Source organism: Xanthomonas sp. NCPPB 3442, from assembly GCF_056725145.1.
Genome location: NZ_CM161514.1, coordinates 969,499 through 991,184 on the forward strand (window position 1 = coordinate 969,499; position 21,686 = coordinate 991,184).

General features: G+C 59.6%; 15 protein-coding genes. 6 read left to right on the forward strand and 9 right to left on the reverse strand.

The features are described 5' to 3' along the window. The first annotated feature begins 1 nt into the window (after nucleotide 1). The 6 genes from AC1POX_RS04440 to AC1POX_RS04465 are packed head-to-tail and all read left to right on the forward strand — an operon-like array spanning nucleotide 2 to nucleotide 9,485. On the forward strand, nucleotides 2–835 hold the full coding sequence (locus tag AC1POX_RS04440; RefSeq protein WP_338339464.1) for an ABC transporter permease: 834 nt from the start codon (nucleotides 2–4) through the stop codon (nucleotides 833–835). Next, nucleotides 825–2,192, forward strand: a complete 1,368-nt coding sequence (locus AC1POX_RS04445) for an ABC transporter ATP-binding protein (protein ID WP_184421058.1) — start codon at nucleotides 825–827, stop codon at nucleotides 2,190–2,192. The genes AC1POX_RS04440 and AC1POX_RS04445 overlap by 11 nt, the downstream gene beginning before the upstream one ends. 32 nt (nucleotides 2,193–2,224) lie before the next feature. Beyond that, complete coding sequence (locus tag AC1POX_RS04450; RefSeq protein WP_372356791.1) at nucleotides 2,225–4,348, forward strand: class I SAM-dependent methyltransferase; 2,124 nt, start codon at nucleotides 2,225–2,227, stop codon at nucleotides 4,346–4,348. Nucleotides 4,349–4,404: 56 nt separating this feature from the next. Beyond that, nucleotides 4,405–6,645: a glycosyltransferase family 2 protein gene (locus AC1POX_RS04455; RefSeq protein ID WP_372356792.1), complete on the forward strand. Its 2,241-nt coding sequence runs from the start codon at nucleotides 4,405–4,407 to the stop codon at nucleotides 6,643–6,645. After that, on the forward strand, nucleotides 6,646–8,943 hold the full coding sequence (locus tag AC1POX_RS04460) for a glycosyltransferase family 2 protein (protein WP_031424945.1): 2,298 nt from the start codon (nucleotides 6,646–6,648) through the stop codon (nucleotides 8,941–8,943). Nucleotides 8,944–8,984: 41 nt separating this feature from the next. Then, nucleotides 8,985–9,485, forward strand: a complete 501-nt coding sequence (locus AC1POX_RS04465) for a hypothetical protein (protein WP_338339459.1) — start codon at nucleotides 8,985–8,987, stop codon at nucleotides 9,483–9,485. A 1,015-nt stretch (nucleotides 9,486–10,500) separates the two neighbouring features. On the opposite strand, the gene AC1POX_RS04470 is transcribed toward AC1POX_RS04465, so the two are convergent. The 9 genes from AC1POX_RS04470 to AC1POX_RS04510 all read right to left on the reverse strand — a co-directional run bounded on the left by AC1POX_RS04470 (nucleotide 10,501) and on the right by AC1POX_RS04510 (nucleotide 21,671). Continuing rightward, complete coding sequence (locus tag AC1POX_RS04470; RefSeq protein WP_184421052.1) at nucleotides 10,501–11,874, reverse strand: hypothetical protein; 1,374 nt, start codon at nucleotides 11,872–11,874, stop codon at nucleotides 10,501–10,503. Continuing rightward, the gene (locus AC1POX_RS04475; protein ID WP_184421050.1) at nucleotides 11,871–12,272 is read right to left on the reverse strand and encodes a GtrA family protein; all 402 of its coding nucleotides are present in this window, start codon (nucleotides 12,270–12,272) and stop codon (nucleotides 11,871–11,873) included. The genes AC1POX_RS04470 and AC1POX_RS04475 overlap by 4 nt, the downstream gene beginning before the upstream one ends. Further along, entirely contained in the window at nucleotides 12,269–13,573 is a 1,305-nt protein-coding gene (locus tag AC1POX_RS04480) for an NAD(P)/FAD-dependent oxidoreductase (protein ID WP_184421048.1), read from the reverse strand. The genes AC1POX_RS04475 and AC1POX_RS04480 overlap by 4 nt, the downstream gene beginning before the upstream one ends. A gap of 193 nt (nucleotides 13,574–13,766) precedes the next feature. After that, entirely contained in the window at nucleotides 13,767–16,019 is a 2,253-nt protein-coding gene (locus tag AC1POX_RS04485; protein WP_372356793.1) for a hypothetical protein, read from the reverse strand. A gap of 196 nt (nucleotides 16,020–16,215) precedes the next feature. Continuing rightward, the gene (locus AC1POX_RS04490) at nucleotides 16,216–17,160 is read right to left on the reverse strand and encodes an NAD-dependent epimerase/dehydratase family protein (RefSeq protein ID WP_218531432.1); all 945 of its coding nucleotides are present in this window, start codon (nucleotides 17,158–17,160) and stop codon (nucleotides 16,216–16,218) included. A gap of 1 nt (nucleotide 17,161) precedes the next feature. Then, nucleotides 17,162–17,890 (reverse strand): SDR family oxidoreductase, encoded by a 729-nt coding sequence (locus tag AC1POX_RS04495; RefSeq protein ID WP_008576929.1) that lies wholly within the window; start codon nucleotides 17,888–17,890, stop codon nucleotides 17,162–17,164. A 2-nt stretch (nucleotides 17,891–17,892) separates the two neighbouring features. Next, a complete protein-coding gene (locus AC1POX_RS04500) occupies nucleotides 17,893–19,194 on the reverse strand; it encodes an FAD-binding oxidoreductase (protein WP_338334292.1) in 1,302 nt (433 codons plus the stop codon). Beyond that, the gene (locus tag AC1POX_RS04505) at nucleotides 19,194–20,582 is read right to left on the reverse strand and encodes a UbiA family prenyltransferase (RefSeq protein ID WP_055026748.1); all 1,389 of its coding nucleotides are present in this window, start codon (nucleotides 20,580–20,582) and stop codon (nucleotides 19,194–19,196) included. Before AC1POX_RS04505 ends, AC1POX_RS04500 begins: the two co-directional genes overlap by 1 nt. A gap of 102 nt (nucleotides 20,583–20,684) precedes the next feature. Further along, on the reverse strand, nucleotides 20,685–21,671 hold the full coding sequence (locus AC1POX_RS04510) for a lysylphosphatidylglycerol synthase transmembrane domain-containing protein (RefSeq protein ID WP_209261800.1): 987 nt from the start codon (nucleotides 21,669–21,671) through the stop codon (nucleotides 20,685–20,687). Between the last annotated feature and the right edge of the window lie 15 nt (nucleotides 21,672–21,686).

Genomic DNA, 21,686 nt, shown 5'->3' on the forward strand with positions numbered 1-21,686 from the left:
CATGCACGATGTGCTGCAACGGGCGACTCGCATTTCGCCGACTGGTCCATTCCACGCATGGTTGCATTACCCCAGTCTGACCATGGAGATGACCAGGCGTGACGTGCTTGGTCGCTACCGCGGCGCAAGCTTTGGTCTGCTGTGGTCGTTGATTAGTCCTTTCATGATGCTAGTCATCTACACACTGGCATTTGGTTACGTGCTGAAATCACGCTGGCCCGGCACCAGTGGCAACATCGCGGACTTTGCCATGTTGCTGTTCCTCGGGCTGATCGTGCATGGGCTGTTTGCCGAATGCCTGGCGCGTGCGCCTACCTTGATTATCGGCAATTCGAACTTGGTCAAGCGGCTCGTGTTTCCGCTGGACGTGCTGCCGTGGACGATGGTGATGTCAGCACTGTTTCATGCCTTTACCAATTCGCTGGTATTCGTTCTGCTGAACCTGATCGTGCGGCATGAGCTGCATCCGACGCTGGTCTTCCTGCCGTTCGTCTTTCTGCCACTGGCGGTCGGATTGCTCGGGTTGGGATGGCTGCTGTCTTCCCTTAGCGTATTCCTGCGCGATATCGGGCAGATGACTGGTGTGATCGCCACGGCAACGCTGTTTCTGTCTTCTGCCATCGTTCCCGTGAGTACGCTGCCACCGAAGTACCAATTTGTTTTTCACCTCAACCCCCTCACGTTCATCATCGACGAGGCGCGGGACGTCGCGTTTTGGGGGCGTGCGCCGGATTGGACTGGGTTGGGGCTGTATACGCTCGGCGCCTTGGCGTTTGCTTATCTTGGCTATTTTGTTTTTCAGAAGACGCGTCGAGGATTTGCCGATGTCCTCTGAACTCCAGGTTGCGCCACACGTGGTCAATCCGATTTCCGGCGACGCCGACCTGATAGTCGATGCACGTGGGGTCGGCAAGTGCTATCACATCTACGATCGACCTTCGCACCGCTTGTTGCAGGGCTTGGTTGGCGGCTCGCGTCGCTATTACCGGGAATTCTGGGCACTGCGCGGCGCCGACTTGCAGGTGCGTCGGGGCCAAACGGTTGGCCTCATCGGTCGCAACGGTTCGGGGAAATCGACGTTCTTGCAGATGATCGCCGGCACGTTGACTCCAACAGAGGGCAGCATCCAGGTAAAGGGGCGCGTCGCAGCGTTGTTGGAATTGGGAAGCGGCTTCAACCCCGAATTTACTGGGCGCGAAAACGTCTATCTCAACGCCGCCATTCTCGGATTGAGCAAGGAGGAAGTGGATTCGGCGCTTGATCGCATTCTCGCCTTTGCCGACATTGGCGCGTTCATCGACCAGCCGATCCGCAGCTACTCCAGTGGCATGGTGGTGCGATTGGCGTTTGCGGTGCAGGCGCAGGTGCATCCGCAGTTGTTGATCGTCGACGAAGCCTTGTCGGTCGGCGACGCAAAGTTTCAAGCCAAGTGCTTTGCGCGTCTGAAACAGCTCAAGGACGACGGCGCTTCGATCCTGCTGGTCAGTCACTCGGCCGATCAGATCGTCCAGCACTGCGAGTTTGCCCAGCTGCTGGACAGCGGCCGCGTCCTGCGTCAAGGCAAACCCAAGGACGTGGTCAATGCCTATTACAACCTGTTGTTCGGTAGCGGAGATACCGATGCTCTCTCCTCCGATGCAGGCGAACGGGCTGCAGAGGCGCCATTTGAAGAGACTGTCCCATTTTCCGGTGCGGACAGTAGCTACGAGTCGCGTCCTAACTACAATCCGAACGAATTCCGCTGGGGCGATGCAGCCGTCCGTATCACCGACTTCGAGTTGAGATCGGCGCAGACGCTTTACCCGCCGATTCTTGAATCCGGGCAGGAAGTACGCCTCGTGGTCAGGATGGTGTTCGATCGTGAGGTGGTTCGGCCAATCATCGGTTTCACCTTGAAGACGGCAGAGGGGGTCGTGGTTTACGGCACCAATAGCGAGTACAAGCCACTGCCTGCGTTCATAGCCGGCGGCATCGCTGGCAGCACAGTCGATGTGGTGGCCGTCTTCCGCTGCGACTTGGCCGATGGCGACTATTTCTTATCCGTCGGCGTGGCCAGTCGCGGCGAAGAAGATGTGGTACCGCATGACAGGCGCTACGACAGCATCCATTTCAAAGTGATCAACGCTGACTTTTTCGGTATGGGCGGACTTGATATGCGGCTGGAAATGGCTGCTCCTCGCCAGTCCGGCTGACCAGTCGCATTGATGATTCAAGGAAACATTGCATGAACGATCTATTGGTAGCAGCTGGCTATGTCCTGCCTGCCGACGTTGCCGTGTGGCGCCGCGAGGGTTATGACAGTATCGACTACAGCGATGGTGACAACTCAGAAGATGGACTTCTGGCGACGTTACGCGCAGCTGCCGACGTCAGTGTGTTCTCGGCCGAACTGGCAGTTGCTTGCGTTGATTGGCCGAGTCGTTATCACCTGTCCACGGAGCGGGCGAATCTGCTGCGGCCGTTTGCGCAGTATCTTCAGCCAGGTGCGCGAATTCTCGAAATCGGCGCCGGATGCGGTGCGATCACCCGCTACCTCGGCGAGAGCGGGGCGGACGTTCTGGCGCTGGAAGGCTCGTTGCGGCGTGCCAGCATTGCCCGCGAACGTACCCGTGAGTTGCGCAATGTCGCTGTGGTGGCCGAGCGTTTCCAGGACTTCGCTGTTGCCGAACGCTTCGACGTCGTGACCTTGATCGGCGTTCTGGAGTACGCCAGTCTGTTCTCCGATGCAGAGAATCCCGCGTTGCACATGCTACAGGCCGCAAGGGAGTTGTTGGCGCCGGGTGGACGACTGATTTTGGCCATCGAGAATCAGCTGGGCCTGAAATACATGGCCGGCGTGCCGGAAGACCATCTGGGACATCCGATGGTCGGGATTGAAAATCGCTATCAACCACGTGGCGCACGCACCTACGGAAGATCCGAGCTCGATGGATTGCTCCGTGAAGCCGGGTATGGGCGCAGCCGCTTTTCGGCGCCTTTGCCCGACTACAAGATGCCGGCAACGATCGTCACCGAGCGCGGCCTCTCTGCCGATCCGGCGCACTTCGATGCTGGCGCGCTGGCCGCACAGGCGGTTCGTCGCGATCCTCAACTCACACCGACGACCTTCAATCTACAGCGCGTCTGGCCGGTGGTCGCTTCCAACGGTTTGGCACTGGATCTCGCCAACTCCTTCTTGGTCGAAGCTGTGGCCGAAGACGTGGTGATGGCCGAACAAACCGAATTGGCTTACCACTACAGCACGCAGCGGCTGGCTTCTTATGCCCGCGAAACGCTTTTTGTGGTGGAGCCTGACCGGTCGTTGCGGGTGCGCGCACGCAGATTGTCCGATTTGCCTCCAGCAGAGGGCGGCGTTCGCTTGCATGTGCAAAGCGATTCTGACTACTTTCAAGGGGTTTTGCTGGTCGACGGAATCCGCGCGGCACTAGCCAAGCCCGGTTGGACCCGGAACGACATCGTTGCGGAAGCGCGTCGCTATTTGCATGCTTTGGCGCAGGTTCTCCACGACGATGGGCATGTCGTATCGCTGGACAGTGCCGACAGCATTTTGCCCGACGACTATCTTGACGCCACCCCATCGAATTTGTTGTGCACCGCCGATGGTCGGATCGTCTACTTCGATCGCGAGTGGGTCGTCGAGCGTCCAACGCTGGGCTGGCTACTGCTGCGTTCGCTGCTGTTTACTTATGGCGGCAGTGTCGTGGCCACGATGGCAGAGGGCGAGCCGATCAATCTGCGGGCTCTGTTGCTGGACGTTTTTGTTGACGTGTTTGCTTCGGTGCCAGATGGCGATTTTGATCTGTGGGTCGACCGCGAATTGGTATTTCAGCGGCAGGTGACGGGTAAGGACCAGCGTGACGCAATCGAGGGCATGCTGGATGTGTCCGTGCCGCGCACAGCGGGGCACGTCCCGGGCGGCGACGGAAGGCACCTGGAGATCGCCGACGGGTTTGCGTCGCTGCAGCACTCGCTCAATCTGGCGGGCCAGCACGGCGTAAACATGTACGCGTCCATCGCGCAGCTACATACTTCTCTTGGAGACGGTCTTGCATATATGCAGCCGACCTTGCAGCGGATCGAGGCCGTCGTTCAGCAATTGGCCGAAGGGCAAGGCGCGTTGCATGACCGGCTCGTTGCCACCGACGGCCGTCTGGTGGAGTCGATCCAGCACTGGGGAACTCAGCAGAGCGAGCTGACCGCGAGGCTTGGCGGCGCGCTTGAGAAGATTGAGTCATCCGAAGCGCTGCGTGCACTGGAATCCAAGTTGGATGCGATGGCCGAGATTCAGAATCAGCAGATGGCCATGCTCGTGAAGATGCAAGGGCGCAGATGGTGGAAGCTGCGGTGACAGTGCCCACCGCGAGCCAACGTCTGCCGACACGAGTGCGCCTGGATGCGACGCCGATGGCTAATCTTGCCGCAACGGTCTTCGGCGGCATCACATGCTGGGAATCTGTCGGGTCAGACCCACAGTTCGCGCTGGTCCACCCGGAATTGCCTCTTGCTGCCGGCTGGTACAGGCTGCGTGGCAGCTTGCGAGAATTGGACGGTCTTCTGGCCAATCCCTGCCTCTATCCCGACTATGGCAGCGGGATCGACGAGCAAACCCGCATTGATCTCGGTCTGGCTGTGGGCAGTGGCATGTTGGATGCGGTGGTGCATTTTTCCGCAGCCTTGCAGGCGCTGAGGTTCGATCCGACAGACGCATATGCAAGGTTTGAGCTGGGGCCGCTTGAGATCTACCGGTTGAGCGAACGCGAAGCGTTCTGGTTGTTGTTGCGAAACGGGGTTGGCGCGCGCTTGCGAGATTCGCCACAGGAGGCGCTGGAGTTTGCCGATAGCGCGCGGTCGCAATGGCGCGAGCAGGGTGCGGCTGCTTCGTTGCAGGCGCTGCTCTGCACCGAGCGGAAGGATGTCAGGACGCGCGATGCCGGCTACAGGACCTGGGCGCTGCGCGAAGACCGGCGGCTGGCGGAGTTGGTATCTTCGGCAGGCAACGATACATCGGTGCGGGCTGGCGTTCTTTCGTTGATCTTGCACGACCAAGAGGGTGCGGATTTCTCGGCATGCCTTGAAGCGCTTGCACGCTTGGCTGGGCAGTCCGTCGAAATCGTGGCTGATGCCCGGCAAATCGGTGAATGGCCCAAGAACTGTGCGATGCCTTCGCTACGGGAGGTGGATGTCTACGCATCGCTGGGCGCTCGTCTGCGCATGGCTCAAGCGAACTTTGTCGCTGTGCTTGCTGCGGACGATCGCATCCATCCAGTGACCGTCAAGGTCCTGGCCATGGCAGCTTCTTCGTTCCCGGCAGCGTCCGTGCTCTACAGCGACGAAGACAGGGTGCAGGAACAGGAGCAGCGTTTCGCTCCGCTGTTCAAGCCGGTTTGGGATCGTTTGCGCTGGTACGAGCAGGATTATCTTGGGCGCAGTGCGTTCGTGCGCAGGCAAGAGATCAAGGACAGCCTGCTCGATAGCCTGGATCCGGAAGTGCCGTGGTTCTCGTTGCTGTCTGCATTGATTCACGAGCACGGCGCAGTCCCGCTGCACGTGCCGCATGTGCTGCGCCATGTGAGCGGCGATGTCGGCCCCATCTATGCGCCATTTGCGCGTCACGAGGTGAGCGCGGTGGCGCGTGCGCGCGTGCTTGGGCGGTCTTTGCGCGCACAGGGCGCGGAGGTCGAGGTCTTCGGACGGCGCCGCCTGCGCGTGCAGTATGGGTTGGGCGCAGAGCCAGAAGTCGAGATCATCATCCCGACGCGCGACCGCATCGACCTTCTTGAGCGGTGTATTTCCACTCTTCTAGCCACGACACAATATTCGCGCTATCGCATCACCGTGGTGGATAACGGTTCCGTTGAAGCGCAATCGCATGCCTATTTCGACGCGATCAGCCAAGACGCTCGGGTTCGGATACTGCGTTACGATCGCCCGTTCAACTATTCTGCGATCAACAACTATGCGGTGGCGCAGTGCGATGCCCAGATCGTGGTTTTGCTCAACAATGATATCGAGATCACCGATGCTGGTTGGCTGCAGGAACTGGTGCGGCTGGCTTTACGTCCGAGGGCAGGGGCAATTGGCGCGAAGCTGTTCTACCCGGACGGCTCGTTGCAACACGCAGGCGTCGTGCTGGGCGTCGGTGGTGTTGCAGCGCATGCCTTTGCCCATGCGCCGCACGATTTTGCCGGCGAATACGGGCGCGCTCTTGTGGTACAGCACTATTCGGCGGTCACCGCCGCTTGTCTGGCGGTGACGCGTGCAGCCTATGTCGCCATTGGAGGCCTGGATGAATCGATCGCGGTAGCCTTCAATGACGTCGATTTCTGTTTACGGCTACGTGCGCACGGTTACGAAAATGCGTGGACGCCGCACGCCCAGGCCTATCACCACGAGTCGGCTAGCCGGGGCATTGAAGATGATCCAGAGAAGCAGGCGCGGTTTGCCGGCGAGGTCTCCACGATGCTGGCGCGTTGGCAGCAAGTGCTTGTTGCCGACCCGGCCTACAGTCCATGCCTATCGCTCGATAGTCCCGCCTTCACGCTAGACCCGGACCGCCATGCGGAAACGCTGGCAAGGGATTTGCAGCCCGTTTATCCTTTAGAATACCTACCCCCGGTGACCCGAGGGACCTTCCCCGAGGGCTAGATGTCCGAAACAATTGCACTTAGCGTTATTCCCCTGCAGCAGATTGCGCCGCTGTCCTCGACATTCCCGACCGCCGCAGCGCACGACGCCAGGTGGCGAGCCTCTGGCAGCGATCCTCAGGTGCAATTGCTTTGGGAGGGCGAAGACTTGGTCGGGGGCTGGTATGTGCTCAGCGGCGAATTGTCTATCTACCGCGGACGCATGTTCGCGCCGGTGCTATACCCATCCTATCGTGTCAGACACTTCGGCGAGGCCGATCGCATCGATCTTCCGTTGAACTTGCTCAGCGGCGAAACGTGCCGATTTGAGATCGTAATCCGTCTCGTGGAGTCGACCACAGGCATCCGGTTCGATCCATCGGTCGCACCAATGGATTTCAGTCATTCCACCTTGCAATTACAGCGCATCAACCGCGGCGAGGCCCTGCGGCGTTTATTCGGCGCATCGTTTGCCCGCCGCGAAAGTAGCGTAAGCAAGCTTCGGCTATTGGCGCGGACGGCGATCGATGTGTTGACCAAGGGGGTTCGCAGCATGGCCGATCGCCTCTATCACGAGTATTCGGCGCGCATGTACTCGGTGTCTTTCTCCGATTACGAGGTGTGGCAGGAGTTCTACGATTGCCGTGACGCTGCATGGAAGCAGGCTGCTGATGCAGAACTTGCTTCCTTGACGCGTAGACCGCTGGTATCAGTCATCGTGCCGACGTACAACACTCCCGAGCGTTGGTTGCGCCGCTGCATCGAAAGCGTGCGCGAGCAGGTGTACCCAAATTGGGAGTTGTGCATCGCCGACGACGCCTCCACCGATCCTGCGGTGATGCGTGTGCTTTCAGAATATGCTGAGCTCGACGAGCGCGTGCGGTTCCAGCGACGCGAGCAGAACGGACATATTTCTGCGGCGTCGAACACCGCGCTGCAGATGGCCAGCGGTGAGTTCGTGGCATTGCTCGACCACGACGACGAATTGCATCCCCTGGCCCTGCTCAAGAGTGTCAAGGCGTTCGAGAACAATCCGCACTGGCAGATGCTGTTCACCGACGAAGACAAGATCGACGTGGAAGGGAAACGCTCGGATCCCTACTTTAAGTCGGACTGGAATCCAGATCTGTTCCTTTCGCAGAACTGCGTCTGCCACTTGACCGTCTATCGCGCCGAAGCAGTGCGTGCGGTCGGCGGGTTCCTCGAAGGGTTCGAGGGTGCCCAGGATTGGGATCTGACGTTGCGGGTCGCCGAAAATCTTCCGCACGATGCGATCGGCCATCTTCCGTTCGTGCTGTATCACTGGCGCATGATCAGCGGCTCCACCGCGATGGCGCCAGGCGAGAAATCGTACGCGCACCTTGCCGCGCTGCGCGCGGTTCAGACGCATCTGGATCGCACCGGCAACGGTGGCAAGGTGCTGGAGATGACGAGCTACAGCGGGTACTTCCGTATTTCCTATCCGTTACCGGAACCGCGACCGCTGGTCAGTCTGCTGATCCCCACCCGTGATCGCATCGATCTGCTCAAGCAGTGCATCGATTCGATCCTGCAACGTACCGATTATCCGAACTACGAGATCGTAGTCATTGACAACGATTCCCAGGAGGAGGCTTCCAGGGAGTATTTTGCGCAGGTACAGCAGGATCCGCGCGTCCGCGTGCTGCCGTACCCGCATCCGTTCAACTACTCGGCGATCAACAACGCCGGCGCGCGCGTTGCCCGTGGGAAGGTGCTGGGGCTGCTCAACAACGATATCGAGGTCATCAGTCGCGATTGGCTGGACGAGATGGTCGCCCACGCACTACGTCCCGAGATCGGGGTGGTGGGAGCGATGCTGTACTACCCGAACAACACGATTCAGCACGCCGGCGTGATCCTCGGCATCGGTGGCGTGGCCGGGCACTGCTATGTGGGCATGGCGCGTGGCTGGCCGGGCGACAAACATCGCGGTGGCTTGGCGCAGAGTCTTAGTGCGGTGACTGCGGCCTGTGCGATTGTGCGCCGCTCGGTGTTCGAGCAAGTTGGCGGATTGGACGAGCAACTGGAAGTGGCTTTCAACGACGTCGACTTCTGCCTCCGCGTTCGTGAAGCCGGCTACCGCAACCTGTGGACCCCTTTCGCCGAGCTCTATCATCACGAATCGGCTTCGCGTGGCTACGAGACCACTCCAGAAAAGATAGCCCGCTTCAAGCGCGAAGAAAGCTTCATGAAAGGGCGCTGGGGCAAGTTGTTGCAGCAGGACCCTTACTACAACCTCAATTTGACAATTGAATCGACGCCATTCACCCTCGCCTATCCACCCCGCGTTTCGGGTTGAATGGCCTCTTCTACGCAAGTCGATCACCTTGGAGTTCTGAGATGCGACCGATTATTCTGATCGCTTCCCTGATGCTGGCATTGCTGGTGGGGTGCAAGCGGCACGAAGCACCGGTCCCAGAAGATCCCGGCACCACTGCCGTTAAATCCGCGCTCTACCAAGCCCCCGCGCAGCCACTTGTGGCCGGGGGTAGCTGTGCATTGGATTCGGTAGACGGTACCCCGGCAGCGAATGCGTCGGTCAAAGCGGGTGCGGGTTCGTTGTTCGCTGGTTGGATGGGCGATGCACAAAAGCAGGTTCCCGAGAAGGCTATGCTGATTTTTAAGGGGCAAACCCAGTCCTATCAGTATCCGCTTCGTGCGAAAGGCGAGCGTCAAGACGTGGTTGCCGCACTTGGAGCTCCAGGACTGGCAATGTCCGGTTATAACGTTGTGCTTTCGCTGAAAGGGATTGCACCCGGCAAATACTTCCTTTCCATCATCAATAACGAAGAGCCGGCGACCGAATGCAATTTGAACATCGAACTCACCGTCATCAACTGATTACCGTCAGCGCCAGCGCTGTCGCTGGCTCTGTCCATGCTCAAAAGAGTGATCGTCAGGCTTGGCGCCAGCTCCACGGACATCAGGATTGAAGTGGTAATATTCGTGGCGTCTAATCCTTTCGGCGCCGATCGATAATGCTCGCCGCCGCATGATACCTCGCCGTTCGCATCGTTCTATCCAATGTGATCAGCACGTACTGGATGGGCGAAGAATTCGTTCTCTGCCGTTTCGCAGGATTTGAGCAGGTGAAGTTCCAGTATGCCGGCGGCCACGGCAGTAAGCGTTGAACTACAAGAAGATTCAGATGTGCCCTGCAGTAGACGTCGAAGTACTTTCCGCTCGCCGTTAGATTTTTTTGCGATCGACAAGGTATGATCGGTTGCGGCTAATTTTGAATTATTTCAGCGATCTCTGGTGGTTCCAGCGGATACGTCGCGTACCTCACTTCGTCGGGTCAGTTCGGCGAAAATAGGACAAGCGAAGGGCGCTTATGTTTCCAATAGTGCTGCTTCCACTCATTCTTCAGCGTTGATTTCGCTGCGAAGAGCGTCGAAGCATCTGCCTTGGATCCGGAATCGCCAGCGTCAGCTGCCTCCGTTCCCAGCAGTATCTGTGTGTCAGTTATCCATTTGATCAGATTCGTGACACGCTCAGTGACATACGCTGCTATAGCGGAAACGGCTTTCACCCAGCGCGGCAAGTAGTCAATTTGGCTGACGATGTAATCGTTTCTGGGGTGGCCATTGCGTCCCCCCCCTTGGGAACGCTTATCTCTGAATCGGGGCTCTCCGCTCCAAGTAGTCGCATAGCGGCTCTGCGCTCCCGGCTTCCGGACGCAAAGCCGAAGAAGTGTCCCGACCTGAAGCTCCAGCTAATCTTCTGCAATGCCTCGACACAACTAATCAGTAAGGCCCAACTTGGCTCCAATGACGCAATTGCCAATTTTGCAAAAAAGTCCGAACAGGAAAGACTCACAGTAGATATCCGATCTTCTGCGTGATTCTCGCTTGCCTCAGTCTTTCTCGTTGGGCAGGATTCTTCGCAATGTGGGGTCATCGAGCATCTGGCGTAGAAGATCTGCACGTGGGTAGGGGATCTCGAAATGGGGCACGTTCAATGCTTCCGGGTCGCCCGTGCGTAGGTACCGCAGCGTGTTGTGCTGTTGCAGGGCAAGCGCGCCGGATCTGCCCACTAACTGTGCCCAATCGAGGGGAGTACGGACTATCAGGCCGCCGAGTAATACGCCCGCAAATGCGGTAATAGCTATGCGTGCCGTCCAGCGGATTTGACGATTCTCAATATCGGCTTTCCACATGCGTAGCGCGAACCAAGCATTGGCAAACAATCCAGGCAACAAGAGCTCGCTATAGCGTGGTGTCAATTCGATCAGGCCTTGCCCGCGCCCCATAGCGATCGCCAGTGCTTGGATTGTGCTCCAGCCGGCCAAGCCTGCCATAATCAAGTCAGTACGGGTCACTTGCTTCCGCCAAATCAGTCGGACAAACATGATCGGACAGAGTAGCCACAGATAGAAGACAGCCCAGTGGTAACCGATGATCGGCCAGCCCAGGATGTGGTTGAGTGCGTCTGCGAAGTGCAGCAGGTCGTGGGGACGCATCGTTTGATGTGGGAGAATGACCGGCGTCTTCAGAAACGCAAGAATAGCGAGTGGGATCAGCACTGCACAGGTGAGCAATGCGGGCCAGCGGCGGCCTGGGAGCACCAAACATGCCATGAGATAAACAGCGGTTGCTGCTATTGGCGTGAGAAGTCCCGATGCCATGGTGCTGCAGGAGACCGCCGACAGCAGCAAGACTAATCCGCAGCCGATAAGGTTGTCGTGCCTACTCGCGGCGATGGAGACGGTTGCGATGCCGAATACGATGAGAAAATAGAACTGGCTCTGAAAACCAATCAGAAAATTCTCCCAGCCGAAGGGCAGTGCTGCAAAGAGCACTGCCAGCCCGACCAGTGACCACCGGCGACGGCCGAGACTGATGTCCCGCAATGCGATCCAGCTGAGACTTGCCGGAATCAATGCATAGATGAGGGTGCTTGCGCGGGCTTCATAAAGGTTGTTCCATGTGCCGGTAAGTGCGTACACCGCCAGTGTTACCAGCCGAGTCGGCAGGATACGGTGTTCGTTGTGCGGGGCAAACAGATCAACCATCCGCAGCGAGCCTTCGATCCAAGGCTTCAACAGATGCAAGCCTTCGGCATCCCACTGATCCCAGAAAGGCATAGCGACGGCGAAGTGCTGCACGTACATCAGTCGAATGAGCGCAGCAGCCACGGCAACAAGCAGCACCGACAGCGCCGGACGAGTACGAGCAAGTTGTGGGGTCTCGGGTAGTTGAAGCCGTTGATCGTGAGTCGATGCATTCATGAGCGAAGCTCCCGGAATGTCAGCGCCTTATGCCCGGCGTAGCTTGTGAAAACGGGGACCGCAACACCCACCAAGTGAGCGACGGCTTCGGCATGGAAACGCATCCCGATTGCGGGAAACAGCCAGCGCGCCAACAGCAGGCTGACAGCCAATGTCTGCAAGACAGCCAACATATTGATCGCCACGAACCAAGCTGCCTGATGATGCAAGGCGTTGCCTGATTGCTCGAACACAAAGCGCTTGTTGAGCAGAAAAGCAGTGATCATGCCGATGATGTAGGCCACGATGATCGCAGGCGCGTACGGCATGATATTGCTTAGCGCAATGCGCGAACCGAAGTTCACCGCTGCGGCGGTTCCGCCAGCAACGATGAACCGGAGGAACTGTTGGCTGATCATCCCCGCAGGACTTCTTCTGCGAGACGATCTGCAGCCTGCAGACTCTCGGAGATTGAGCGGTCCTCCGGGTAGTAATAGGCAGTATCGGCCATGAAAAATCCGGACACCGGGGTGCGCATGGCTGGCAGCATATCCTGGAATCCAGGCGGACAAATGGTCTGCGCGAACTCATAGCGGTGGCAGTGCGTTGCCAGAACCCAGTCGCGTTGGAATGACGGATTCAGCTTCGGCAGATAGCCAAGTACCTCTTCGATCAGTGCTTCGTTGCTCATGCTCCATTTCGGATGGGTCTTGGGCATGTAGAACGGGGCGTACAGGATCTTCTGCCCCGGCGGCGTGGTGGGATTGAGGTTGCTGTATTCGATTACGCCCGGAATCGCGATGTTCGGGTCGCTGATGTTCATCCAGAAATTTTCGCTGACCGCGTGCTTCAGTTTCAAAATGACGCAGGCGACCGGAATATTCTCGATGGCGCGGATTTGGGCGCTGAAATCGGAAGGCAAGCCGGGCACCATCGCCGGCACGTATTGGATGGGAGCCGTCGAGACTACGCCATCGTAGGCCAGGAACTGGCCGCCTACGCGGACGCCGCTGACGTTGCCGTTTTCACTCACGACTTCATCGATGCCCTGCGACAGCACAATGCGACCGCCGCGGGAGATGATGTCTGCGGCCATCTTGTCAAGTAGGGTCATCGAGCCGCCATCCAGGTAGCCAAGGCTCTCGTGCATAAGGCTGCGCCGCGATAACGCGATCCGCTTGATGCGCGTACCGATCCAGCTGGCGGACAGATTGTCCTTGTATTCGAAGAACTTCAGCCGGAATGCATCCTTCCACATCACGTCGTATGCCTTGTCGCCAATCCACTTGCGGATCCACGCGGTCGCATTGACCTTGTCCAGCGCCGTCCAGTCCTTGATGCCTTTGGTATACATGACGTGCAGCGCGTAGCGGAGCTTGCTGATCGGCCCAAGATGCGGGAAGCCGAGCAATGCGAACGGCGTTCCCCACTTGTAGAGCTTTCCATTGTAGAAATAGCCCATCTTGGTATCCGTCCAATGCAGCTTGTCCGACATGCCGTAACGGCCCAGCAGGGCGAACAGCGGATCGTCGGTCTTGCAGATGAAATGATAGTAGCGTTCGATGGAAAGGCCATCGAAATCGAAGGTCGCGGACATGCCACCGATGCGGTCGTCGCGTTCGTAGATATCCACGCTGTGGCCGGCGTCGAGGAGCCGAACGGCCGCCATCAGGCCCATGGGGCCGGCGCCGACGATCGCGTAGTTCTTCTTTGAGGTCATGTCATTGGCTTCAGTAGAGGGGCGCCAGCGCCAGAATCAATGGGTCGCGCGGCAGGCAAGAGGGAAGTTTAGCCTGTCATCGCCGTCGGTGATGCGGTGCCGGAGTGAGGTGGGCCGGCGCAGGGATGGCGATCATTGCCTGCGCCAATCCTAGTGCGTAGGGCCGCAGCGAAAAAATTAACACTCGCGGTTCTCATCCATCTTCTGCTGAAGCCAGGCTACAGGAGGCGAGCAGGCCCCCCGTCAATGCCAGGGTGGCACCGATATAGATTGCGGACGACGCGCCATCAAAAGGCCTGTCGAAGGCATAGGCAAGTGCCGCGACCGCGACATTGAGCGCGACGACGGCATATAGTGCCGGCGGAAGGCATTGAGCAAGCATGATTAGTACTACCAGCATGCTCATCAGAAAGCTGAAGTAGGCGCCCTGATGAATGATCGTCTGTCCAGGCTCGTAGATCACCAGGATCCAGAGCAGGAACGAGAATGCTGTGGCGAGTGCCAGGTCGGAGGGGAATCGCACTAGGCGCAAGTTGCGGTGCTTTGCCAGCGCGTAGGCAATGCAGGGCAGCAACCACAGAGGCGACGCAAACCACAGCGAGTAAGCGCCGTAGAAAAAACTGTTATCGACGACGGTCGTGATCGCTGCAGGGCTGTAACTTCGGAACAGCGCAAGTGCGTCGCCGAAAAAACCAAAACTGCCGTGCATGAGGCTGTTTAAATTGTAGGCGCGGCCAGCGAGCCATTGGCCAAAGCCAAGATCGGCATAGGCTGCACGCAGGACGTGTAAGAACGAATCCTGGGTGACCGGGACTTGCCCGGCGAAATGCCACTTTAACAGTCTGTCGCCGGGCGGATCGATAAGGCGCTGGTAGCCAACCCAAGGCAGGTAGGCGGACACGGCAAGGATGCCAGTCTTGACAAGTACCCATAATGCTTGCTTGCGGTTCAATAGCAGTAGGGCGGCTGTGGATCCGACCAGGGCGAATAGCGCTCCGCCATGTGACAGCATGGCCATGGCTGCTGCAAGGCCGGCCATCGACCACAGCGCTGGCCTGGCGATGCTGGCTGGCCCGAACAGGGCGATGTGGAAGATGGCGCAAAACGTCGCTGCAAAAAGTTTGGGCCAAACGAACAGGCCGTTGAGTAGTACCAGCGGCGAAAGCGCCAGCGCGAAGACGATCGCGGCCCGTTGCGAACGCAGCGGCAGCGTGCCGACCAAGACGAGCAGCGGCACTAGCACCAGGGCTTGGGCCCACGTCGAAAGGGCCTGATAGATAAGGCCGCCGCCCGGTAGCCAGGAATGAAAGAACAGCAGATACAGGCCAGACTGCAGGGGCGGCCGATCGCTACTCAGCCAGTCGCCGATCATGGGTACGTCCAGGCGCCCGGCCGAAACCATCTCGGCGAAGGTGAGTGGTAGCCACGAGTCCATGGGCAGGTTACGCCAACGATTGGCGGCGACCTGCCAGTCCTGCCCGTCCCATGAGAACGGATAGAGTCCGATCCAGAGAATCAGCAATGTCAGCAGGAACGAGGGAAAGAAGATGTGGTGTAGCGCGGCGGCCTCGGCAATCGGTGCCGGTCCTCGGCGCAGCCGAAGCGGTAGCGCAAGCAGCGGCAGTGCGGCAAGGCCGTAGGCGATGATTCCGCCGAGGGTGGGAGATGCGATGTAGCTCGCAATGACGCACCCGGATGCCGCACCGAGCGCCAGGACCGCGCACAACGCGCGCGCCGGTATCGTCCAGGTTCGTGGCAGCAGCAAGCCGGCGAGGATTATCCACAGGTGCGCGGTCAGGATCGCCAATGCCATCGGCAGCGCGTGGGCAGGCAGGGTCGTGGACAGGCCGGCACGATCAAAGCCCATTCCAGCCCAGCCGAATGGGCCGGTCGCGTCGTCGACGAGCTGAAGGTAGAACGCGTGCGTCTGGGCCGCCTCGGGCAACTGGAAGGTGACCGATTTCCAGCTCTCCCCGATCTTGTCCGCCTTCAATGTCGAAGTGAAACTGCCGTCGGTGGCGACCGCCAGGATGCGGACGCCCTCGGTATCGGGATATCCCGCCATCATCACGGTCACGCGCCGGGTCCCGGCGGGGTATGCCGTTGTCCTGATTTCGCCAGTGGAGGCGTCCCCCTGGTCGCAGTAGGTGATACGCCCGTCGATGCTCGGCGCCTGCTTAAGATAGGGAGACTGCTTCGGGGGGCAGCCACCCTCCTGCAAGAGACCCGGGTGTGGTGATTGCTGGCATGCCAACAGCGACATGCTCAGGACGGCAATGGCATGCCACTTGCGAAATAGGCAGAACATGGACTTTTCTTCGAAAAAGAAGGGAGCAAGCGCGCTCTGGCAATGGGCCCGCGGATCCCATCGCACAGCGTGCGAAGCATTGGTTTTCCCTGCGGCATTTGGAGGCGGAACCGACATGTATCCGCCAAAAATAAACATAAAGACAATGCGCGCGGATTTCAGTTTCCCGGTGGGACGGGCGCTATTCCTTCGTGGTGATGGAGGCTTCCCCAGCCCTTAGGGTTGAGCTTGATGGTATGAGAGCAGATTGGTCAAGTTTGCGAAGTTCTTCGGCGGGCACAATAAAGAAGACCCACTAGAAGACGATTTTCAATGCTGGGAAATAGCGGTCTCTTTAGCGCTGCAGAACGATGCGGCTATACCGAGGATCGGTGTAACTCTCCCGGATTGCGTCTTCGAACGGCGTCTGGCGTACGCCGAACACGGCTTCGGTATCGACGCCCTTGAAGTCGTCGCCAGCGCTCAGCGCCTTCAACTGGTCGGCGGTGAACGGCGGCTTGGAACTGAAGAGCGAATACACGCGCAGCAGGAAGGCGAAGAAGCCGATCGGGATGTGCACGATCAGGGTGTGCAGTTTCTTGACCCGCTTGATCGTCTTGATGATGTCGACGTAGTCCACGCGCGTATCGCCAACGATATCGTAGACATCGCCGTCGGGCTCGCGTTCGATGCACTTGGCGATGCAACGACAGAAGTCGCGCTCGTACAGCGGCTGGCGCATGAAGCGGCCATCGCCCGGAATCGGGAACACCGGCGTTTTGGCCATGAAGCGCGACAGCCAGCCCAGGTGCTTGGGGTCGAACCAGCCGAACATCAGGGTTGGGCGTAGCACGCAGTGGCGCAGGCCACTGGCGACCACCATCTCTTCCTGCGCGCGCTTTGTGTTGGTGTAGTCATCCTTGGCCACCGAGTTCACCACCGAGGAGCTGATGTGCACCAGATACGGCACCTTCGCCGCGCGGCAGGCATCGAGCACGTGCGCGGTCGCGGTCAGGTTGTTTCGGGTGAATAGATCGGTTGTCTTACCGGTGATCTGCGCGTGCAACTGGGCGACGCAGGCTGCACCCTCGAACTCGCGTGCCCAGTCGCCGGGCTCGGCAAGGTCCGCCTGCACCACGCGCACGGCCGGGTGCAGCTCGCGCAGGATCTGCAGGTTGTGCGCATGTTTGTCGATCGCCACTAGCTGGGTGTAGCCCTGCTGTTCGAGTTCGACGATTAGGTTCTGGCCGACCAGGCCCGCGGCGCCGGTGATGACGATCTTGGCGTGTTTGTCCGTCATGTCAGAGCTTGATCCTGCGAAAAATGAATTCCGGGATGTTCTTGATCACCAGCATGATTGCCCACCAGAAACTAGGCAGGTAGGCCACAGCGCGACGCTTGTCCACTGCACTGAGGATCCCCTTGGCAATCTGGTCCGGCTTTGCCCACAGTGCGCCCTTTTTGAAGGCAGCGGTCATGGGGGTGTCGACGAAGCCCGGCTTGATCGTGAGCACGTTGATGCCTTGCGGGCGCAGGTGTTGTCCCAGGCCGCTCAGGTAGGCGGTCACTGCGGCCTTGGCGCTTCCATAGAGGTAATTACTGGCTCGGCCGCGATCTCCGGCCACTGAGGAAATGACTGCTAGCGTAGCGCCCGACGTCAGTCGCGGCACAATCGCTGCGCACAGGGCAATCGTGGAGGTGCCGTTGGTGGCGAATTCGCGCAGCGACAGTTCGACCGATGCGTTACACGCAGCCTGATCCGGCAACGTGCCATGTGCGACCAATACGACATCGACACCGCCCAATGCTGCCCAGGCTGCATCCAGAACCTGGCCATGATGCGCATCGTCGTTGACATCCAGCACGCCGATGCTGGTTCGCGCGCCGCGGGTCGTGAGGTCGGCGGCAATCGTTTCCAGGCGCGGGACTTGGCGGCCGAGCAGGTGGATGGCCGCACCGCGTGCGGCGTAGCGTCGGGCGGTTGCTTCGGCAATGGCCGAGGTGGCCCCGATAATGAGGACGCGTTGCATGTCTACTCCGTGACCCGGCGCCAGAAGCCGGAAGAAAAACGTGGATCGAGATAGCTGCCGAACTCGCGCCAGCGGCCATAGGCACGCTGAAACGACCGCGCTGTCATACGTGCGTCCTTGGCAGGGTACAGAGCACCGCCTGCGTCGTCGACAATGCGGTCCAGTCGCTCAAGCAGGCGGAAGACGCCAGGACCGGTATTGGGAAAGTCCAATGCCAAGGTCGTGCCTGGCCTTGGGAAAGACAGCATGCCAAGGGAAGGCGTGTTGCCGAATTCCTTCAACACGGCCAGGAACGAGCCACTGCCGCTGCGCGCGATCTCTGCAAGCAGCGCGTCCACTCCGTCCCGCGCGGTTGCGGGCGGCAAGACACATTGATACTGCAGAAAGCCAGAAGGACCGTACATACGGTTCCAGTCACGGATTCCATCAAGCGGGTAAAAGAACGGTAAGAGGTGGCTGACGAAGCGTTTGCGCGGCGCGGGCTGGCGCCAGTAGTAGAGCGTGTTGAAAGGCCGCAGGGAGAACGTATTCACCAGCGATATCGGCGGAGTGAAAGGCATGGATAGACCTGCACCTGGCGGTTTCGGTCGCTCTTGCGCAAGCCCGGTACAGTGATCTGCGCGGGTAAAGTGCCCGCGACCACGCGCCTTGCCGCTTGCCAGACAATCGATCCACGCCACACTGTACTCGTGGCTTTCGGCTGCGGCCGCCGACAACGCAAAAAACTCATCAAGCGAGCCGAAGCGAATGTTTTCTGCTTCCAGCATGGGGCCGCCGACCCGACGCAGCTGAATTTCCGCCCAGGTGATCAGGCCGGTCAGCCCAAGTCCTCCCACTGTAGCTGCGAACCAGCGATCGGCCTCATCCGGCGTACACAATCTGCGCTCGCCGTCGCTACGCAGCAGCTCGAATGCGCGCACATGGTGGCCAAAATTGCCGGTGCGATGATGGTTCTTGCCATGCACATCGTTGGCAATGGCGCCGGCAACGGTGACGTAGCGCGTGCCGGGCGTCACCGGCAGAAACCAACCTTGCGGCAATACCAGCTCGATGATCTCGGCAAGGGTGACCCCCGCCTCGCAGCGAAGGACGCCATTGCCGGGATCAAAGGCAATGAATCGATCAAGCCCGCGTGCGCACAGCAGTGCGCCATCCGGATTCAGGCAACTATCGCCATAACTGCGTCCGTTACCACGAGGCAGCGCAAAGCCGTCGAATGCGGGCAGATTCGCCGCTCGATCATTGATCGGTAGCAGCGTCTGCTGCGCTCTGGGATACCGCCCCCAGGATTGCCCCGGCGCCATCAGATGGCACTCAGGGCGAATAACCCGCACAGCACCACAACGATCTGACTGACACGGTCGGTGGCAGCGAATACGATCGGGTCGTCATGCATCTCTCCACGATGAGCAATGATCCAGACCCTGCTCACCCAATACAGCAACACCGGGCACACCAGCCAGAGCAGCTTGGGATTGCGGTACAGCTCCACACTCTCGGGACTGTTGATGTACAGCGCCATCACCATCACCGCGATGTAGCCGGCCGCCGCACCCATGGATTGCAGCAGCGAGAGATCCTCCACCGAATAGGCCCGGCCACTGGCCTTGGTCTTGCCGCTGCTCAACATGGCATGCAGTTCCGTGTAGCGCTTGAGCAGCGCGAGCGACAGGAACATGAACATCGAAAATGCCAACAGCCAGAACGACAATTCGATACCGATCGCCACGGCGCCGCCGATGATGCGCACGGTGTAGAGCGCTGCGAGCAGCACCACGTCGATCATCACAATGCGCTTCAAACGTAGCGAATACGCCAAGGTCATGACGTAGTAAGCAAGCAAGACCAGGGTGAATTCAATATTGCATGCCAGCGACAGCAGGAGGCCTGCCACTGTCAGTGCAGGGGCAACCAGTAGGCCATGCAGAAGCGGGAGTCGGCCTGCCGCAAACGGGCGCTTGCGCTTACGCGGATGCTGACGGTCAGGCGTCAAGTCCAGCAGATCATTGAGCACGTAGACGCCGGAAGCGCATAAGCCGAATGCGACCAGCGCAATCGTGGATTGCAGCACCGATTCCAGATCCAGGAATCGGTGCGCGGTCAGCAGCGGAACGAACACGAGCAGATTCTTCAGCCATTGGTGCAGGCGCAACGCTTTCAGCCACGCACGGGCCCGCGACGGGGCAGGCCAATGCGCATGCACGGTCGTCCTTTGCGCCGCTGCCCTTGCCAGTGCGGTGCCGTTGTTGACGACCCAGGCGCCCCCGGCCTTGTCCCAGACGTGCAAATCCACGCTGCCGTTGCCCGCGTAATCGAAGTTGCCCTGACCAAACGCGTCGATCAGCACCTCTGCCTTGTTGCGACCAGACAGATTGCGCTTTCCATCACTGGCAATGACCTGCTCGAAGAGGCCCAGATGCTCTGCAATGGGCTGCACCAGGAGTGCGTCGGAGGCGGTGCACAACACGCGCGGGCGTTGCGCTGTGGTGCGCAACAGCTCTAGCACCTGGTGGTTGTAGGGCAGGGTCTCTGCAGGCAGGACGACGCGGGACGCAAGTTCGCGCTTCAGCGCGGCCTTGCCACGCAACAGCCACAGCGGCAGCAAGAACACGTAGAGCGGGTTTCGCGCCAGCAACGCCAGCACCGACTCATAGAGAATGTCCGAATTCAAAAGCGTGCCATCCAGATCCACGCACAAGGCGCGTCCCGAAACAACCGGACGGGTGGTGCTGCTGGTAGGGGCGGACATCGACTGCCTGGCGATCCATTGCGGGGCGCCGATTATACCTGTCGTTCACCGCGCGCTCTTGCGGACGGCGAATTCTGCGGCAAGCATAGACACTGCACCGACCAGAATGGCGTACCAAAGCGTCACCAGGCGCGCCGCGACAGCGACCGCAATGGCGTCTGCAGTAGAAATTCCGAGCCGGTTGAGCATCAAGACGATGGCCAGTTCGGTCGAGCCGACGCCACCGGGAACAAACGACAGTGCGCCGATCAGCATCGCAAGTGGGTAAATACCGAGCGCGACAGTAGGCTCCAGTTGCAGGTCCATGCCGACGCAAAGGCTCACGAACACCGCCGATGTCAGTCCCCAGGCGATGAACCCGGCAAGCATGCTTTGCCCGAACGCAGGCAGATCCAGGCAGCTACGCAATTCCAGGGCTGCCGCAAGGAAAAAATGCGCCAGTTGCCGCAGCCAGCGGCCGGGAAGTCGCGCGGTCACGCCTTTCAGGTTGTCCAACAACGCGGGCCAGGCGGCTGCGCCGAACAGCGCGCAGACAAATCCCAGCACGACTGCAGCTAGCGCGCCCAAGGTGGGGAATACGGATGCGGCCAGCAGGGACAGCGACAGGATGACCAAAAGGTCGGATGCGCGCTCGAAGACGAAGACACCCAATGTGCGCTCGGCGGGAATGCCCATCCGCGCGAAGTAGCGAATCCGCATCAATTCGCCTGCCTTGCCTGGCGTAGCGGTCAGGGCGAAGCCCGCCAGATAGCCAGCCAGGCCAAGCCCCATTGGTACGCGATGCCCTTTGCGACGGAGCAGCCATTGCCAGCGCCAGTACCGAAACAGGTACGTCAGCGATACGGGCACGATTGCGAGCAACATCAGGTGCCAGACGTCACTCAGCCGCGAGAACGTCCCGTTCCCGTGGTCTACCCAGACCAATGCGGCGATATAGCCGCCGCATAGCAGCACGACGAAGCCGACCAGATAATCCAGACGGTGCCGCGATGTTGCGGCACCGTTGATGCGGGAAGACGAAGGCGCATCCATTGCAGCAGAAGGGCC

Excerpts from the sequence above, each read along its gene's own strand:
- AC1POX_RS04440 (WP_338339464.1), top strand. The coding sequence starts at position 2 with ATGCACGATGTGCTGCAACGGGCGACTCGCATTTCGCCGACTGGTCCA.
- AC1POX_RS04445 (WP_184421058.1), top strand. The coding sequence starts at position 825 with ATGTCCTCTGAACTCCAGGTTGCGCCACACGTGGTCAATCCGATTTCC.
- AC1POX_RS04450 (WP_372356791.1), top strand. The coding sequence starts at position 2,225 with ATGAACGATCTATTGGTAGCAGCTGGCTATGTCCTGCCTGCCGACGTT.
- AC1POX_RS04455 (WP_372356792.1), top strand. The coding sequence starts at position 4,405 with ATGGCTAATCTTGCCGCAACGGTCTTCGGCGGCATCACATGCTGGGAA.
- AC1POX_RS04460 (WP_031424945.1), top strand. The coding sequence starts at position 6,646 with ATGTCCGAAACAATTGCACTTAGCGTTATTCCCCTGCAGCAGATTGCG.
- AC1POX_RS04465 (WP_338339459.1), top strand. The coding sequence starts at position 8,985 with ATGCGACCGATTATTCTGATCGCTTCCCTGATGCTGGCATTGCTGGTG.
- AC1POX_RS04470 (WP_184421052.1), bottom strand. The coding sequence starts at position 11,874 with ATGAATGCATCGACTCACGATCAACGGCTTCAACTACCCGAGACCCCA.
- AC1POX_RS04475 (WP_184421050.1), bottom strand. The coding sequence starts at position 12,272 with ATGATCAGCCAACAGTTCCTCCGGTTCATCGTTGCTGGCGGAACCGCC.
- AC1POX_RS04480 (WP_184421048.1), bottom strand. The coding sequence starts at position 13,573 with ATGACCTCAAAGAAGAACTACGCGATCGTCGGCGCCGGCCCCATGGGC.
- AC1POX_RS04485 (WP_372356793.1), bottom strand. The coding sequence starts at position 16,019 with ATGTTTATTTTTGGCGGATACATGTCGGTTCCGCCTCCAAATGCCGCA.
- AC1POX_RS04490 (WP_218531432.1), bottom strand. The coding sequence starts at position 17,160 with ATGACGGACAAACACGCCAAGATCGTCATCACCGGCGCCGCGGGCCTG.
- AC1POX_RS04495 (WP_008576929.1), bottom strand. The coding sequence starts at position 17,890 with ATGCAACGCGTCCTCATTATCGGGGCCACCTCGGCCATTGCCGAAGCA.
- AC1POX_RS04500 (WP_338334292.1), bottom strand. The coding sequence starts at position 19,194 with ATGGCGCCGGGGCAATCCTGGGGGCGGTATCCCAGAGCGCAGCAGACG.
- AC1POX_RS04510 (WP_209261800.1), bottom strand. The coding sequence starts at position 21,671 with ATGGATGCGCCTTCGTCTTCCCGCATCAACGGTGCCGCAACATCGCGG.